This window comes from Streptomyces sp. NPDC028298 (assembly GCF_055565895.1).
Genome location: NZ_JBVHTL010000002.1, coordinates 263,670 through 278,851 on the forward strand (window position 1 = coordinate 263,670; position 15,182 = coordinate 278,851).

The following is a 15,182-nucleotide window of genomic DNA, read 5'->3' on the forward strand; positions in this document are numbered from 1 at the left end:
ACGCCCCTCGGGAGGGGCCCTATTCCTGGGGCGTGCGGGCCCTGTGGGTGAGATCGGCCCATACGTCCGCCACGCGGCGCTCCAGCGCGTCCAGGGGCACGTCGTTGTCGATGACGATGTCCGCGATCGCCAGACGCTTGTCGCGCGACGCCTGCGCGGCCATGCGGGCGCGGGCGTCCTCCTCGGTCATGCCGCGCAGGCGGACGAGGCGGTCGAGCTGGGTCTCGGGGCGGGCGTCGACGACGATCACGAGGTCGTACAGCGCGGCCAGGCCGTTCTCCGCGAGCAGGGGCACGTCGTGGACGACGACTGCGTCCTTGGGGGCGGCCTCCTCCAGGTCGCGCGAACGGGCGCCGACCAGGGGGTGCACGATCGCGTTCAGGACGGCGAGCTTCTGCGGGTCGGCGAAGACGATCGAGCCGAGCCTGGGCCGGTCCAGGGCGCCGTCGGCGGAGAGGACGTCCTCGCCGAAGGCGTCGACGACCGCCGCCAGCCCGGGAGTTCCGGGCGCGACGACCTCCCGCGCGATCCTGTCCGCGTCGATCAGCACCGCGCCGTGCTCGACGAGCAGCCGCGACACTTCGCTCTTGCCGGCGCCGATACCACCGGTCAGGCCCACCTTCAGCATGCCTCGCAGCTTAGGCCCTGCCACCGACAACCCCTCCGGCCGGGAGCCCGCGAGCTCCCAGGTCCGGTGAGGAGGGGTCAGGCCTCGCCTTCGCGTTCCGCCAGGAACCGCTCGAACTCCTGGCCGATCTCGTCCGCCGAGGGGATGTCCACCGGTTCCGCGAGCATGTTGCCGCGGCTCTCGGCGCCCGCGGCGGCGTCGTACTGGTGCTCAAGGCCCTGGACGAGCGCGACGAGTTCCTCGTCGCCTTCCTGGATCTGGCGGTCGATCTCGGTCTGGGTGCGGTGCGCCTCGGTCCGCAGGGCGTGCGCTATCCCGGGAAGGACCAGGCCGGTCGCGGCCGTGATGGACTCCAGGACGGTCAGCGCCGCGTCCGGGTAAGCGGAGCGTGCGATGTAGTGCGGCACATGGGCGGCGACACCGAGGACGTCGTGGCCGGCCTCCATGAGGCGGTACTCGATGAGCGACTCGGCGCTTCCGGGGACCTGCGCCTCGTCGAAGGGGCTGCGGTGGCCGGGTACCAGGTCGGTGCGGTTGCCGTGCGGGGTGAGGCCCACCGGGCGGGTGTGCGGGACGCCCATGGGGATGCCGTGGAAGTTGACCAGGAGGCGGACCCCGAGCCGTTCCACGATCTGCTGGACGGCGGCGGCGAAGCGCTCCCACTCGGTGTCCGGCTCGGGGCCCGACAGCAGCAGGAAGGGCGCGCCGGTGGCGTCCTGGACGAGCCGTACCTCCAGGGTCGGCTCCTCGTAGTCGGCCCAGCGGTCGCGCTTGAACGTCAGCAGCGGACGGCGGGCGCGGTAGTCCACGAGCCGGTCGTGGTCGAAACGGGCCACGACCTGGTGGGGCAGCGAGTCGAGCACCCGGTCGACGATCTGCTCGCCGGTCTCGCCCGCGTCGATGTATCCGTCGAAGTGGTAGAGCATGACAAGACCGGCCGACTCCTGGGCGAGCGCCATGTCGACCACGGCCAGCCCCTTCGGCTCCCATGCGTACAAACCCTGCGGATCAAGCACTGTGACCGCTCCTCCTCGTGTTCGTAACGCACAACGTGGTGCGGAGCACGGACATTCCCGTCCCGTGCTCCGCACCACCGCCTCATACCGGTCCGTCGGCCGCCGCCGGCGGCGGGAGGCGTTCAGGGGAGGGTGAGGGCACCCTCGGCGGACCGCCGCCAGCACAGCACACGGGCGTTACGAGGACAGCACGCGTGCGTGGAGCGCGGTGACGGCGTTGCGGGCCGACGTGAAGGCGCCGTGCTGCCAGGCGTCGGCGTAGCTGAGCCAGTCGCCCGCGAAGTAGACCCGCCCGGTGGGCCGGTTCAGGGGCTTGTAGCGGACGTCGTCGGGCCCGCCGGGAGTGTTGTGCCAGGCTCCTTCGAGGTGCGGCGTCTGGCGCCAGTGGTGGGAGAAGGACGAGTCGAGTTCGGTGCGGTACTTCTCGCCGTAGATCTTCACGCCGGCGGCCACCGCGCGCTTCTCGCGCTCCTTGGGGGTGAGCTTCGCGTACGAGTCCGCGTCGGAGCCGTAGTTGTAGTAGCCGATCATGACTCCGCGTCGGCCGTGGAAGCCGTACGAGGGGTGCCAGATGTGGGTGACGTCCATGTCGGTCTCGGTGATGCCGCCGTAGATCCGGTGGTCCAGCTCCCACCAGCGGGACCGGTATTCGAGGCCGATCTTGCCCGCGGACTGCGGGGTGATCGCCTCCAGGGCGCTCTGGACTCCGGAGCCGAGGTTGTGCGGGATCTTGGCGAGGATGTTGGGCGGCAGGGCGCCGATGCAGAAGTCGGCGTCCAGGGTCCTGGTGCGGCCGCCCTGGGTGTACGTGACGGTGACGCCGTTTCCCTTGTCGGTGATCCGGGAGACCGCCGCTCCGGTACGGATGCGGTGGGCCCCGATGGCCCTGGTGAGCGCCTTGGGTATCTGGTCCATGCCGCCGACCGGCTGGAACATCAGCATCGCCTGGTCGAATTCGAACTCGAAGGAGAAGTAGCGGCCGACTCCGGAGGCGAAGACCTCGGATGCGCTCGGGACGTCGCCGAGGAGCACGCCCGGGGTCCCGGCGGCGGCGGGGACGGTGGTGTAGCCGCGGCGCGGACCTCCCTCGTAGGTGAGCTTGTCGCCGAGTTCGCCGAAGTCCTTGAGGAACTCGACGAGCCTCTCCTGGTCGGCGGCTGTCAGTTCCTTGTCCAGGGCGCCCTTGTCGGTGGCCTTGGCCAGCAACTCGGAGACGTAGCCGTAGACATCGGCCTTCGCGGTCCGGTGGCGCATCGGCCTGGTCATACCGGCCGACTCGTTGTACATGTACGCGTCGGCGTTCGTATTCGTGAACACCTCGACGGGGACGCCGAGCTCCCGGCAGTAGTCGAGGGTGACCATCCACTGCGGGAGGCGGGCCGGACCCGCGTTCATGTACTGGCCCTCGCTGAAGCGGGCCGTCTGCGTGTTGCCGTACAGGTCGGTGGTCCTGTCACCGCCGCGCACGGTGAAGTTGCGGCCGCCGGTGCGGTCTCTCGCCTCCAGGACCGTACAGTCGTAGCCCGCCTTGCCGAGCTCGTAGGCGGAGGCGAGACCCGCGATGCCGCCGCCTACGATCACGACCTTCGCGGCCCCTTTCCCGGAGAGCGTGAAATCGCCCGGCTTCGGTGCGCGGAAGGGGTGTTCGCGCTGGGCGGCCTGCGCGGTGGGCGCAAGGCCGAGGGCCCCCATGGTGGCGAACATCGCGCCCGCGCCGCCGGTCAGACCGACGTTGCGCAGAAATGCCCGCCGGCTCGCCGCCGTCGATCGCTCGTGTGCTGCCATGCCTTCGACTCCCCTCACGATCTTGAATGACCCGGGGATCCTGGCAACGGCCCGTTACGGCCACGCAATTACTCGTGTATCCGGCACGTTTCTCTCCCCGCACACCGCTCCGGTCCAGACCTTGACGCGTACCCGCAACCTCTCTACGTTCAGATGGGCACCCGAAGTTCATGTACAAGAACAATTCTTGCGAACCGACGGGAAGGTCACCCCCCCCACATGCGCATCCATCGCACGCTTCTCATCCCCCTGCTCGGCGCGACGGCGGTCACGGTCGTGGCGCCTGCGGCGGCCCTCACGGCGAACGCGGCGCAGGTCATCGAGGTATCCACCGCCGCCCAGTTGAAGTCCGCCCTCGCCTCGGCCGCCCCCGGCGACACGATCCACCTCGCGGACGGCACGTACACCGGCAACTTCAAGACGACGAAGGCCGCGGGCGCGGGTTCCCGCATCACCCTCAGCGGCTCCTCGAAGGCCGTCCTCACGGCGGGCGGCGGCTACGGGCTGCACCTCGACGGCGCCTCGTACTGGACGGTGCAGGGCCTCACCGTCACCGGCGGCCAGAAGGGCATCATGATCGACTCGGCGAAGGGTGTCGTCGTCGACAGGGTCACCGTCCACGGCCTCGACATGGAGGGCGTCCACTTCCGCAACTCCAGCACGGACGGCGTGATCAGCAACTCGAAGATCTACGACACCGGCAACGACGGCCGCGGCATGGGCGAGGGCGTGTACGTGGGCTCGGCCGGCGGGACCTCGGACAGGAGCGACCGCGTCCAGATCACCGGCAACACGATCGGACCGGACGTGGGCGGCGAGAACGTCGACATCAAGGAGGGCACGACGGGGGCGCGCATCACCGGCAACACCTTCGACGGCAGCGGCCTGACCGGCGCCAACTACGACGACTCCTGGGTCGACGTGAAGGGCAACGACGTCCTCGTGGAGAACAACAAGGGCACGGCCACGACGAACAACGGCTACGAGACCCACACCCAGCAGTCCGGCTGGGGCTGCGGCACGGTGTTCCGGGGCAACACCTCCGACCTGCGGGGCGCCTCGGGCGACAAGCAACTGGCGGTCAACGTCACCAACTACGGCACCGACTGCCGGACCACCGTGTACGCCTCGAACACGAGGACGGGCGGCAAGGGGCTCACCAACATCCCGGTGACGCCCTGACCCTCTCCCGGAGAACGACCCCCCATGGAAGTGGGCCCGCACCGAATCGGTGCGGGCCCACTTCTTTCAGCTACTTGCTAGCGGTGAGCTTTCAGCTCTGGCCGCCGGCGAGCTTCTCGCGGAGGGCGGCGAGCGCCTCGTCCGACGCCAGGGCGCCGGAGTTGTCGTCCGACTCCGAGGAGTACGAACCGCCGCCACCGGAGGCAGCCGGAGCCGCGCTGGAGGTGCTGGCACCCTCAGCCTCGGCCTGCGCGTCGGCCTCGCGGGACTTGATGACCTGAGCCTGGTGCTGCTCGAAGCGCTGCTGCGCCTCGGCGTACTGGTTCTCCCACACCTCACGCTGGGATTCGAAGCCCTCGAGCCAGTCGTTGGTCTCGGGGTCGAAGCCCTCGGGGTAGATGTAGTTGCCCTGGTCGTCGTACGACGCGGCCATGCCGTACAGGGTCGGGTCGAACTCGACCGAGGCCGGGTCGGCACCGAAGGACTCGTTGGCCTGCTTCAGCGAGAGGCTGATGCGACGACGCTCGAGGTCGATGTCGATGACCTTGACGAAGATCTCGTCGTTGACCTGGACGACCTGCTCCGGGATCTCCACGTGGCGCTCGGCCAGCTCGGAGATGTGGACCAGACCCTCGATGCCCTCGTCCACGCGGACGAACGCACCGAACGGAACGAGCTTGGTGACCTTACCCGGGACGACCTGACCGATCTGGTGCGTACGGGCGAACTGCTGCCACGGGTCTTCCTGCGTCGCCTTGAGCGACAGGGAGACACGCTCGCGGTCCATGTCGACGTCGAGGACCTCGACGGTGACTTCCTGGCCGACCTCGACAACCTCGGAGGGGTGGTCGATGTGCTTCCAGGAAAGCTCGGAGACGTGCACCAGACCGTCGACGCCACCCAGGTCCACGAAGGCACCGAAGTTGACGATCGAGGAGACGACGCCGGAGCGGACCTGACCCTTCTGGAGGGTCGTGAGGAACGTCTGGCGAACCTCGGACTGGGTCTGCTCCAGCCAGGCGCGGCGGGACAGGACCACGTTGTTGCGGTTCTTGTCCAGCTCGATGATCTTGGCCTCGAGCTCCTTGCCCACGTAGGGCTGGAGGTCGCGGACACGGCGCATCTCGACGAGGGAAGCCGGCAGGAAGCCACGGAGGCCGATGTCGAGGATGAGACCACCCTTGACGACCTCGATGACGGTGCCGGTGACGATGCCGTCCTCTTCCTTGATCTTCTCGATGGTGCCCCAGGCGCGCTCGTACTGGGCGCGCTTCTTCGAGAGGATCAGGCGGCCTTCCTTGTCCTCCTTCTGGAGGACCAGGGCCTCGATCTCGTCGCCGACCTTGACGACCTCGTTCGGGTCGACGTCGTGCTTGATCGAGAGCTCGCGGCTCGGGATGACACCTTCGGTCTTGTAACCGATGTCGAGCAGGACCTCGTCCCGGTCGACCTTCACGATGACGCCGTCGACGATGTCGCCGTCGTTGAAGTACTTGATCGTCTCGTCGATCGCGGCGAGGAAAGCTTCCTCGTTACCGATGTCGTTGACCGCAACCTGCGGGGTGGTGGCGGTGGTCTCGGTGCTGCTCGTCATGTGGGAAAGGGCTCCGGTACGGACAGTGAGTCGTAGGTACTGCTTACGCCGGGAGCCCGTTTCGCCCTGTAGAAGCCGGACAGCCAAGGAAGCGCCCGACCCGGCCAAGCCGGAAGGCGCCTCGAAAACCGAGGGGACATACATACAGATGCGAGCACAGCCTGCTATGTCTGAGGAGCGCAGGCCCGCAGCGCAACTTGTAGCATACGGGGGCAGCCGGGCAGGGTCAATGCGCGAAGGCGCACACCCGGGGCGGATCGCCGCAATCCCGGCACAAGACCTGTCTCACAAGGCCACGCGGGCAGTAGGACGCCTCTGTCGTGACACGCCCGAGACGGGTTGGACGGAAGAGTACGACGAGGGAGCCGATCATCCAAGAGCCCGAACCGTTCGAACCGGAAGCCACCCGGCGTGACGCTGACCTCATCGAGAGTTCGCGGGCGAATCGGGGCTGGTGGGACCGGAACGCGGACGACTACCAGATCGAGCACGGCACGTTCCTCGGCGACGACCGGTTCGTGTGGTGCCCCGAGGGTCTCGACGAGGTGGAGGCCGAGCTGCTGGGCCCCGCCGAAGACCTCAAGGACAAGGACGTCCTGGAGATCGGCGCCGGCGCGGCCCAGTGCTCGCGCTGGCTGGCCGGACAGGGCGCCCGCCCCGTGGCCCTCGACCTCTCCCACCGCCAGCTCCAGCACGCGCTGCGCATCGGGGGCTCCGTCCCCCTCGTGGAGGCGGACGCGAGCGCGCTGCCCTTCGCGGACGGCTCCTTCGACCTCGCGTGCTCGGCGTACGGCGCGCTGCCCTTCGTCGCCGACCCTGTGCTGGTGCTGAGGGAGATCCACCGCGTGCTGCGCCCCGGCGGCCGGTTCGTCTTCTCCGTCACCCACCCGGTCCGCTGGGCGTTCCCGGACGAGCCGGGCCCCGAGGGCCTGTCGGTGTCCGCGTCCTACTTCGACCGCACCCCGTACGTGGAGCAGGACGAGGAGGGCCGCGCGGTCTACGTCGAGCACCACAGGACGCTCGGCGACCGGGTGCGTGACGTGGTGGCCGGCGGCTTCCGCCTGCTGGACGTCGTCGAGCCCGAGTGGCCCGCCTGGAACACCCAGGAGTGGGGCGGCTGGTCCCCGCTGCGCGGGAACCTCATCCCGGGTACGGCGATCTTCGTCTGCGAACGGGACTGACGTACGCCCGTTCGGCGCTCGTACGAGACTGGGGTCGTGATCCGTTACGAAGCCCTGGACGCGCTGCCCGTGCGCGGCGCCCTGCCCTCCGTGGACGACGCCCTGGAGGGACACGGCGCCGCGGTGCTGGTGGCGCCGCCCGGCACCGGCAAGACGACGCTGGTGCCGCTGGCCCTGGCCGGTCTTCTGGACGACGGGCGCCCGGCGCGCCGGGTGGTGGTGGCCGAGCCGCGCCGTATCGCCGCGCGGGCGGCCGCCCGGCGGATGGCGTGGCTGCTGGGCGAGAAGGTCGGGGAGAGCGTCGGCTTCACCGTGCGCGGCGAACGCGTGGTCGGCCCGCACGCGCGCGTGGAGGTCGTCACGACCGGGGTCCTGCTCCAGCGGCTCCAGCGGGACCAGGAGCTCGCGGGCGTCGACGTGGTCGTGCTCGACGAATGTCACGAGCGGCACCTGGACGCCGACACGGTGGCCGCGTTCCTGCTCGACGTGCGGGCCGCGCTCCGTCCTGAACTGCGGCTCGTCGCCGCGTCCGCGACGACGGACGCCGGGGGCTGGGCCCGGCTCCTGGGCGACGCGCCGGTCGTCGAGGCGGCGGGGGTCTCGTATCCGGTCGAGACGGTCTGGGCGCCGCCCGCGCGCCCCGTACGGCCCCCGCACGGGATGCGGGTCGATCCGGCCCTGCTGACGCACGTGGCGTCCACCGTGCGGCGGGCGCTGGCCGAGCGCCCGGGTGACGTCCTGTGCTTCCTTCCCGGGGTCGGGGAGATCGCGCGGGTCGCCGGACAACTCGGTGACATCGGGGACGTCGACGTCCTTCAGGTGCACGGACGGGCTCCGGCCGCCGTGCAGGACGCGGTGCTCACGGCCGGTACGCGGCGCCGGGTCGTCCTGGCGACCTCGGTCGCCGAGTCGTCGCTGACCGTTCCGGGAGTGCGGGTGGTCGTGGACTCGGGGCTCGCGCGGGAGCCGAGGGTCGACCACGCGCGCGGGCTGAGCGCCCTGGCGACCGTACGGGCCTCGCAGGCGGCCGGCCGGCAGCGGGCGGGACGCGCGGGCCGTGAGGCGCCGGGCGCGGTCTACCGCTGTTGGACGGAGGCGGAGGACGGACGTCTGACCCGGTTCCCGGACCCCGAGATCAAGGTGGCCGACCTGACGGCGTTCGCGCTCCAGGCGGCCTGCTGGGGCGATCCCGGGGCGACGGGGCTCGCCCTGCTGGATCCGCCGCCGGCAGGTGCGATGGCGGCGGCGCGGACCGTCCTGGCGGCCGTGGGCGCGGTCGACGCCGCGGGGCGGGCCACGGAACGCGGTGTGCGCATGTCCCGCCTCGGCCTGCACCCCCGGCTGGCGCGCGCTCTGCTGGACGCGACCCCGCTCGTGGGCGCGGCCCGGGCCGCCGACGTGGTCGCCCTGCTGAGCGAGGAGCCTCCGCGCGAGTACGGCGACGACCTGGCCGCGGCCTGGCGCACCGCCCGGCGCGGCGGCGACGCCTACGCGGCCCGCTGGCGCGCCGAGTCCCGCCGCCTGCGCTCGTCGGCACCCGCCGTCTCGGACACCGCGGTCTCCCCCGGTACGGCCTCCGGCGCCGTCACGGACACCTCTGACTCCTCGGGTCCGGCCGCCGCCGTCTCCGTTCCGACCTCCGCCGCTTCGGCTTCGGCCTCCGCATCCGGCACCGGGACCGCGTCCCCTTCGGGATCCCCTTCCCCCGGCTCCTCCTCCACCTCCCCCGTCTCCTCCACCTCGTCCGGCTCCCCCGCCTCTCCTTCTTCTCCGGGCGGGCGTGCCGGGGGCCCTGAGCTCGGGGACGATCGGGTGGTCGGGCTGGTCGCCGCTCTGGCGTTCCCCGAGCGGGTCGCGCTTCTGCGGGGCGGCTCCCATCTCATGGTCGGCGGGACCCGCGCCGAGGCCGGTGAGGGTTCCGTCCTGCGCGGTGCTCCCTGGCTCGCGGTCGCCGTCGCCGACCGTCCCGTCGGCAGCGGGCACGCGCGCGTGCGGCTCGCGGCGGTGATCGACGAACCGACGGCGCGGCGGGCCGCCGCCGGCCTGTACGACGAGGGCGAGGAGGTCCACTGGGCCGGGGGCGACGTCGTCGCGCGGCGGGTGGAGCGGCTGGGAGCTGTGGAGCTGGCGGTGCGGCCGCTGCGCGACGCGGACCCCGGCCTCGTACGGGAGGCGCTGCTCGAAGGGTTGCGGGAGGAGGGCTTCGGTCTGCTGCGGTGGTCGGCGGACGCCGAGGTGCTGCGGCAGCGGCTCGCGTTCCTGCGCCGGCGGCTCGGCGATCCGTGGCCGGACGTCTCCGCGGACGCCCTCCACGCGCGCGTGGGTGAATGGCTGGAGCCGGAGCTGAGCCGTGCGCGGCGGCGCGCGGACCTGGCGCGGATCGACGCCGGGCAGGCGCTGAACCGGCTGCTGCCCTGGGCCACCGGGGAGGCGGCCCGGCTGGACGAGCTGGCGCCCGAGCGGATCGAGGTGCCGAGCGGGTCGAGGATCCGGGTCGACTACACCGATCCGGGGCAGCCGGTGCTCGCCGTGAAGCTGCAGGAGATGTTCGGGCTCCAGGCGTCTCCTGCGGTGGCCGGTGTGCCCGTACTCGTGCATCTCCTGTCTCCGGCGGGGCGGCCCGCCGCGGTGACCGCCGATCTCGCGTCGTTCTGGAAGGACGGCTACAAGGGTGTCCGGGCCGAGCTGCGCGGCCGCTATCCCAAGCACCCGTGGCCCGAGGACCCGGCGACCGCCGAGGCGACGCGTCACACGAACGCGCGGCTCAGGCGCTGACGGGCTCGGGGTCGGCGGCGGGGGCGGGGGCGGGTTCGCCCGGCCTGCGGCCTCTGGCCTCCAGGTACAGCGAGAGCGACAGCAGGGCCGCGCACAGGAGCAGGAAGCCCCAGGGGAGGTACGAGGTCATCATCAGGACGAGGGTGCGGTTGGCCTTGACGAGGTCGACGGTGTGCCGGATGTAGTCCTCGCGCATCTTCACGTCCCCGGAGAAGGCGGTCACCTTGTCCCGGCCGCCGAGGAGTGTGCCGCCGCGCAGTTCCTCCTTGTGGATCTCCTCGCCGAAGACGGGTGCCCCGGTGACCGGTTCCACCCAGAACTTGCGGACGGTGGTGTACCAGCGGGTGGTGCCGGTCTTGGCGAGGGACTCGGGGGTGACGCCCTGGACGGGCATGACCTTGGGGAACTGCACCTTGGTCCAGGGGATGGTCTGCTCGAAGTAGTAGACCTTGACGCCCCTGAAGGTCGTGGTGCGCTTGTAGTGGATGGGCGCCGAGGTGCGGGTCTGCGCGTCGAAGTACTCGTAGTCGCGTTTCTCGGTCCTGAAGGGCCACTTGAACTCGATGCCCTGGCGGGTGACGGGGTCGCCGTCGACGGACTCGCCGGTGGCGTGGACGGGTTCCTGGCTGTGCGCGTCGAAGATGTAGCGCTCGGGGAGCTTGGAGACCATCTTCCCGTCGGGTCCCTGGACGTAGGAGAGGGAGTCCCAGACGACGACGTCACGGCCCGCGGTCCGCTCGATCCTCTCGGAGGCCTCGACGTTGCCCTTGAGGGTCTGGACGACGGTGACCTTGGAGACCTTCTTGGCCGTCATGGTGCCGTAGTCGAGGAGGGTCGCGTCCTTCGCCTCCAGGACCATGTCCTGGTACTGGCCGGCGGGGATCTTGGCCAGGCGCGGGAAGGCGTACCAGCGCAGCAGCGGGGACAGCGCCGCGAAGAACACGGCGAGCGCGAGCAGGATCAGGCTTGCCTTGCGGCGCATCTCGACGGCCCTCCCGGTGCGTGCGTCAGGGGTGCTTGGGGACGGTGGTGAGCAGCGGCTTCGGCGAGGTGTGTCCGGCCGGCGAGCCCATGGCCGTGACGGTCAGGACCAGCGCGAGTGCCGCGGCGAGACCGGTCGCGGCGGCGATGAGGGCACGCATGCGGGCCTCCCGGGGCCAGGAGCTGATACATCGTCAGGTCCGGCACCGTAGCAACGGCGGGGCGAGATGAGAACACGTCGGACACACAACGGATCAGGGCGCCCCCGCGGCGTGAGCCGGGAGGCGCCCTGGAGGCCGGGCTGGTGCCGCGCGGTGGCGGCCGCGTCCTAGGAGGCGCTGGGAGAGGCCGTGGGGGTGGCGGTGGCGGGCGCGGCGGCCACCGCCAGTTCGACGGTCAGGGTCGCTCCGCCGGTGGTGGTGATGCGAAGCAGGAAGGTGCCGGTGGTGTCGTCGGCGTACAGCTTCGGCAGCTTGAGCAGGCCGTCCGCGTCGGTGGTCAGGGCGCCGAGGGTGCGTACGGGCTTGCCGTCCGCGTCCTTGAAGTAGGGGCCCTTGTCGTTCTCGCCTGCGTCGTCGGCGGACTTGACCAGGGTGGCGGTCGCGGCGACCTTGTCCGCCACGGCGCCCTTGTAGGTGGCCTTCACCTCGACCTGGTCGGCGAACTCGCCGCCCGGGACGCAGGTCAGCGCGGTGTCGGTGGTGCGGGCCAGGGCGTCGGCCTGACGCGCGGCGACGCTCGCCGTGTAGTCGAGGCCGGCCACGACGCGGCCCACGACGGTGACACGGACGGTGAAGTCGCCCGTCTTCTCGCCGGCCACGAGCGCGGGCGCGGTGGCCATGCCGAGCTTGTCGGTGACCTGGGTGGCGACGCTCTCGCCGCCGGTGAAGGTGGCGTCGGTGTCGCCGACGATGGTGAACCGGACCCGGACCTTCGCCACGGCCTTGCCGGCCTTGTCGTCGGTGCGCACGGCGATCTTCTGCGCGAACGTGTCCCCGGCGGTCGCCGTGAGCTTGCCCGCGCCCACGTTCGTCAGGTGGTCCACCGTCTCGGTGGGCGTCGGCGTGGACGTGGGCGGGGTCGTCGGGGGCTGTGTGGCCGGCGGGGTCGGGGTGGCGGGAGGGGTCGGCTCCGGAGCGGGGCTCGACGGGCCGCCGCCCGGGCCGTGCGTGCCCGGCGAGGACGGCTCCGTGGGAGTGGGGCTCTGCGAGGCGGGCTCGTCGCTGTTGTGCGAGGGCAGCGCGCCGGTGCCGTCCGGCACCTCGTGCGTGCCCTTGCGGTAGTACTCCAGCCACGACAGGACGGTGTTGAGGTACGCCGTCGAGTTGTTGTAGCTGAGGATCGCCGCGTTCATCTGCGCCTGGACGGCCATGTCGTGGTCGAAGCGGCACAGGTAGTGCCCGGCCGCCAGGGCGGCGTCGTAGATGTTGTTCGGGTCCTTCTTGCCGTCGCCGTTGCCGTCGCGGCCCGCCCACTCCCAGGTGGAGGGGATGAACTGCATGGGCCCGACCGCGCGGTCGAAGGTGCTGTCACCGTCGTACGCGCCGTTGTCGGTGTCCTTGATGTTGGCGAATCCGTAGCCGTTCAGGACCGGGCCGAGGATGGGCGACAGCGTCGTGCCCTTCGCGTCGACACGGCCGCCGCGGGCCTGGCCCGACTCGACCTTGCCGATGGCGGCGAGGAGCTGCCAGGGCAGGTTGCAGGTCGGCTTGGACTCGCGCAGCGACGCCTCGGCCTGCTTGTAGGCGGCCAGCACGGTGGCGGGGATGCCCGCCTCGGCGGGGCCCGTGGCGGCGGGCGTCTCGCTTCCCGTGGTCGGCGCGGGGTTGGGGCTCTGCAGCGGCGGAAGGTCCGTGTAGTAGCGCCCGTTACCGGTCGCGGAGCCGCCGTCGCCCGACTCACCGGTGCCCAGGCCGAGATCGGCGCCCGCCGACTGCCGGCCGTGGTCGTCGGTGACCGCTCCCGGGCCCTGGGAGGCGGACAGAGCCGCGACCGCGAGCGCGGCCACAGCGGTGGTTGCCGCGCCCTTGCGCAGCCTCCTGCCGAATTGCGCCGCCATCGAGTGAAACCCCTCCTACGGACGACCGGTGTGACCCCGTCGCCTCTCAGTCCTGCGCCGCCGCTGTCTCCGGCCGTGCTCCCCCGCACGGCAACCCAAGCGACCCTACGACAACTTCCGTCGCCCAGAGACCTGTTCGCGCCCGATATTCACCAGTTGGCCATGAGCCGTCGTCCCGCATACTGACCTTCGGTGATCAACCGGCGGAGCATAGCCGGTCAACAGGAGACGCAGGGGGACGATTTGCCCTTCACTCTCAGCCACGCGGCCGCCGTGCTGCCCGCGATCCGCGGGAACGGAAACGGCCGCGGGCGACTGATTCCCGCCGTTCTCGTGGCGGGTTCCTTCGCTCCCGACATGACCTACTACGCGGCGAGCGTCGTGCCCGGGGCGATGGAGTTCGGCACCTTCACCCACTCGTTCACCGGCGTGTTCACGGTCGATGTGGTCATCGCATGGGTGCTGGTGGGTGCCTGGCTGGTGCTGCGCGAACCCCTGGTGGCCTTGATGCCCACGGCACGACAGGGGCGCACGGCGTGGCTTCTGCGCTGCGGGGCCGCGCGTGAGCCGGTGTGCGCGCCGACCGTTCTGCGCTGGTACGCCTCCGCCGTGCTCGGCGCGCTGACGCATGTCGTCTGGGACGCGTTCACCCATCACGACCGGTGGGGCGTGGAGCTCTTCCCCGTCCTCGACCACACCCTCGCGGGCTCGCCGCTCTACTGGTACGTCCAGTACGGCACTTCGGCGGTCGCGGCCGTCGTGATCGTGACGTGGGTGGTGCGCGCGCTGCGCCGTGCCCCGGACGGCCCCGTCGTCGCCGTGCCCGTCCTGTCCACCGCCGACCGGTGGCTGGCCGCGACGGTGATCGGCGGCCTCGCGCTGGCGGCGGCGGTGCAGCGGGCGGTGCGCTGGTGGGCGTACTGGAAGTCCGTCGCGAAGCCGTGGGAGCTCATTCCGCCGCTGTGCTTCGGCGGGGGCGCCGGACTGGTCCTCGGCCTGTTCCTGTACGTCCTGGCGGTCAGGGTCTGGCGTCCCGCTCCGGCTCGTCCCGGCCCCGAGGCGGCGCGTACGGAGCCGAGCCGGCCCGCGGCCCGCTGACCGCCCCGCCCGCCGAGAGACCCCCGAGCAGCCCGCGCCCCCAGTGAAGTCCCCGGTGCACGGCTCGGGCGATCCGCTCGACGACACGGGCGCGGTACGGCGTCGTCGGATGGTCGTACGACAGGACGATGACCCGGTAGCTGCGGGCCGGGCCGGTGAAGGAACCGATGCCGTGGACCCGGCCGCCGTTCGCGGCCCGGGGCAGCAGGCCGGTCGAGATGTGCGCCCCCACAGCGCGCGTCAGGTCGGGGAACGCGCGGCGAGGCCGGCCGTCAGGGAGCCGGGTGAACTCCCGCAGGCGCCGCGCGCCGGCCCTCAGGAACGCGCGGGAGCCGGACACCACCGCCGGCCACCGCCACGACCGGTCGCCGGCCGTGCCGGGGCCACGGCCGCCTGCGTCGTCGTCGCGGACCGACACCAGGACCGTGCCCGGACGCGCCGACAGTGCCGCCTGGAGATCACGGGACAGCCGGGCCCCGAAATCCTCCTCCAGGGAGGCACCGCCCGACCCCAGGAGCTGGGCGGTGCCCGCTCCGGCCGCGACCGCGGGCACCGGCGCGAGCAGCACCGGGACGACGGCCGCGGCCACCGTCGCGGTCGCCACCACCAGGGTCGTGGCCATGGCCGTACGGCGGTGCAGCGTGCGTATACCCATGCCCGCATCCTTACGTCGCCCTCCGCCCCGGGGCTCCCTGTGAGAGCCACGCGAGTGACGAGCCCACGCCGGCGCCCGAGCCGCCCGCACGCCCATGCCGAGCCGCCCGGGCAGGCACCCCGAGCCCGCCCGCGCCAAGGCCGGAGACGCCCGAGGGACGGGGGGGGGGGGGGGGGGGGGGGCTTCAGCACGCCCGCCCCCAAGAAGAACAAATCGGGCATCTGGCCG

General features: G+C 71.6%; 12 protein-coding genes. 4 read left to right on the plus strand and 8 right to left on the minus strand.

Going from position 1 to position 15,182, the window contains the following annotated elements:
* Nucleotides 1-19: 19 nt before the first annotated feature.
* From coaE to ACZ4TO_RS09775, 3 genes are all read right to left on the minus strand, one after another.
* Nucleotides 20-628, minus strand: a complete 609-nt coding sequence (coaE, locus tag ACZ4TO_RS09765; RefSeq protein WP_385044228.1) for a dephospho-CoA kinase — start codon at nucleotides 626-628, stop codon at nucleotides 20-22.
* Nucleotides 629-705: 77 nt separating this feature from the next.
* Nucleotides 706-1,644 (minus strand): PAC2 family protein, encoded by a 939-nt coding sequence (locus ACZ4TO_RS09770; protein ID WP_382795745.1) that lies wholly within the window; start codon nucleotides 1,642-1,644, stop codon nucleotides 706-708.
* A gap of 177 nt (nucleotides 1,645-1,821) precedes the next feature.
* The gene (locus ACZ4TO_RS09775) at nucleotides 1,822-3,348 is read right to left on the minus strand and encodes a flavin monoamine oxidase family protein (protein WP_385044363.1); all 1,527 of its coding nucleotides are present in this window, start codon (nucleotides 3,346-3,348) and stop codon (nucleotides 1,822-1,824) included.
* 300 nt (nucleotides 3,349-3,648) lie between these two features.
* Here ACZ4TO_RS09775 and ACZ4TO_RS09780 point away from each other — a divergent pair, with 300 nt between their 5' ends.
* Entirely contained in the window at nucleotides 3,649-4,611 is a 963-nt protein-coding gene (locus tag ACZ4TO_RS09780) for a right-handed parallel beta-helix repeat-containing protein (protein WP_382795742.1), read from the plus strand.
* Between the two features lie 91 nt (nucleotides 4,612-4,702).
* On the opposite strand, the gene rpsA is transcribed toward ACZ4TO_RS09780, so the two are convergent.
* Nucleotides 4,703-6,205: a 30S ribosomal protein S1 gene (rpsA, locus tag ACZ4TO_RS09785; protein WP_382795739.1), complete on the minus strand. Its 1,503-nt coding sequence runs from the start codon at nucleotides 6,203-6,205 to the stop codon at nucleotides 4,703-4,705.
* Nucleotides 6,206-6,525: 320 nt separating this feature from the next.
* Here rpsA and ACZ4TO_RS09790 point away from each other — a divergent pair, with 320 nt between their 5' ends.
* Together ACZ4TO_RS09790 and ACZ4TO_RS09795 are read left to right on the plus strand one after the other, a co-directional pair.
* Nucleotides 6,526-7,386 carry a class I SAM-dependent methyltransferase gene (locus ACZ4TO_RS09790; protein ID WP_385044222.1) on the plus strand — a complete coding sequence of 287 codons (861 nt, stop codon included), beginning with the start codon at nucleotides 6,526-6,528 and terminating at the stop codon, nucleotides 7,384-7,386.
* A 36-nt stretch (nucleotides 7,387-7,422) separates the two neighbouring features.
* Nucleotides 7,423-10,161, plus strand: coding sequence for an ATP-dependent RNA helicase (locus ACZ4TO_RS09795; protein WP_468023914.1), 2,739 nt, complete (start codon nucleotides 7,423-7,425; stop codon nucleotides 10,159-10,161).
* Here ACZ4TO_RS09795 and pgfA read toward each other — a convergent pair.
* From pgfA to ACZ4TO_RS09810, 3 genes are all read right to left on the minus strand, one after another.
* Nucleotides 10,151-11,143 carry a cell envelope lipid trafficking protein PgfA gene (pgfA, locus tag ACZ4TO_RS09800; RefSeq protein ID WP_468023915.1) on the minus strand — a complete coding sequence of 331 codons (993 nt, stop codon included), beginning with the start codon at nucleotides 11,141-11,143 and terminating at the stop codon, nucleotides 10,151-10,153. The two genes, ACZ4TO_RS09795 and pgfA, sit on opposite strands and share 11 nt — an antisense overlap.
* Before the next feature lie 25 nt (nucleotides 11,144-11,168).
* Complete coding sequence (locus ACZ4TO_RS09805; RefSeq protein WP_361695378.1) at nucleotides 11,169-11,303, minus strand: SPW_0924 family protein; 135 nt, start codon at nucleotides 11,301-11,303, stop codon at nucleotides 11,169-11,171.
* A 167-nt stretch (nucleotides 11,304-11,470) separates the two neighbouring features.
* Nucleotides 11,471-13,201 (minus strand): lytic transglycosylase domain-containing protein, encoded by a 1,731-nt coding sequence (locus ACZ4TO_RS09810; protein ID WP_468023916.1) that lies wholly within the window; start codon nucleotides 13,199-13,201, stop codon nucleotides 11,471-11,473.
* Between the two features lie 243 nt (nucleotides 13,202-13,444).
* Here ACZ4TO_RS09810 and ACZ4TO_RS09815 point away from each other — a divergent pair, with 243 nt between their 5' ends.
* Nucleotides 13,445-14,299 carry a DUF4184 family protein gene (locus ACZ4TO_RS09815; protein ID WP_468023917.1) on the plus strand — a complete coding sequence of 285 codons (855 nt, stop codon included), beginning with the start codon at nucleotides 13,445-13,447 and terminating at the stop codon, nucleotides 14,297-14,299.
* On the opposite strand, the gene ACZ4TO_RS09820 is transcribed toward ACZ4TO_RS09815, so the two are convergent.
* Nucleotides 14,220-14,954, minus strand: a complete 735-nt coding sequence (locus ACZ4TO_RS09820; protein ID WP_468023918.1) for a hypothetical protein — start codon at nucleotides 14,952-14,954, stop codon at nucleotides 14,220-14,222. The genes ACZ4TO_RS09815 and ACZ4TO_RS09820 overlap by 80 nt on opposite strands.
* Nucleotides 14,955-15,182 lie beyond the last annotated feature (228 nt).

What these genes read in the sequence shown, in the direction of transcription:
- coaE (WP_385044228.1), bottom strand. Translation starts at nt 628, where the DNA reads ATGCTGAAGGTGGGCCTGACCGGTGGTATCGGCGCCGGCAAGAGCGAA.
- ACZ4TO_RS09775 (WP_385044363.1), bottom strand. Translation starts at nt 3,348, where the DNA reads ATGTTCGCCACCATGGGGGCCCTCGGCCTTGCGCCCACCGCGCAGGCC.
- ACZ4TO_RS09780 (WP_382795742.1), top strand. Translation starts at nt 3,649, where the DNA reads ATGCGCATCCATCGCACGCTTCTCATCCCCCTGCTCGGCGCGACGGCG.
- rpsA (WP_382795739.1), bottom strand. Translation starts at nt 6,205, where the DNA reads ATGACGAGCAGCACCGAGACCACCGCCACCACCCCGCAGGTTGCGGTC.
- pgfA (WP_468023915.1), bottom strand. Translation starts at nt 11,143, where the DNA reads ATGCGCCGCAAGGCAAGCCTGATCCTGCTCGCGCTCGCCGTGTTCTTC.
- ACZ4TO_RS09805 (WP_361695378.1), bottom strand. Translation starts at nt 11,303, where the DNA reads ATGCGTGCCCTCATCGCCGCCGCGACCGGTCTCGCCGCGGCACTCGCG.
- ACZ4TO_RS09810 (WP_468023916.1), bottom strand. Translation starts at nt 13,201, where the DNA reads ATGGCGGCGCAATTCGGCAGGAGGCTGCGCAAGGGCGCGGCAACCACC.
- ACZ4TO_RS09820 (WP_468023918.1), bottom strand. Translation starts at nt 14,954, where the DNA reads ATGGGTATACGCACGCTGCACCGCCGTACGGCCATGGCCACGACCCTG.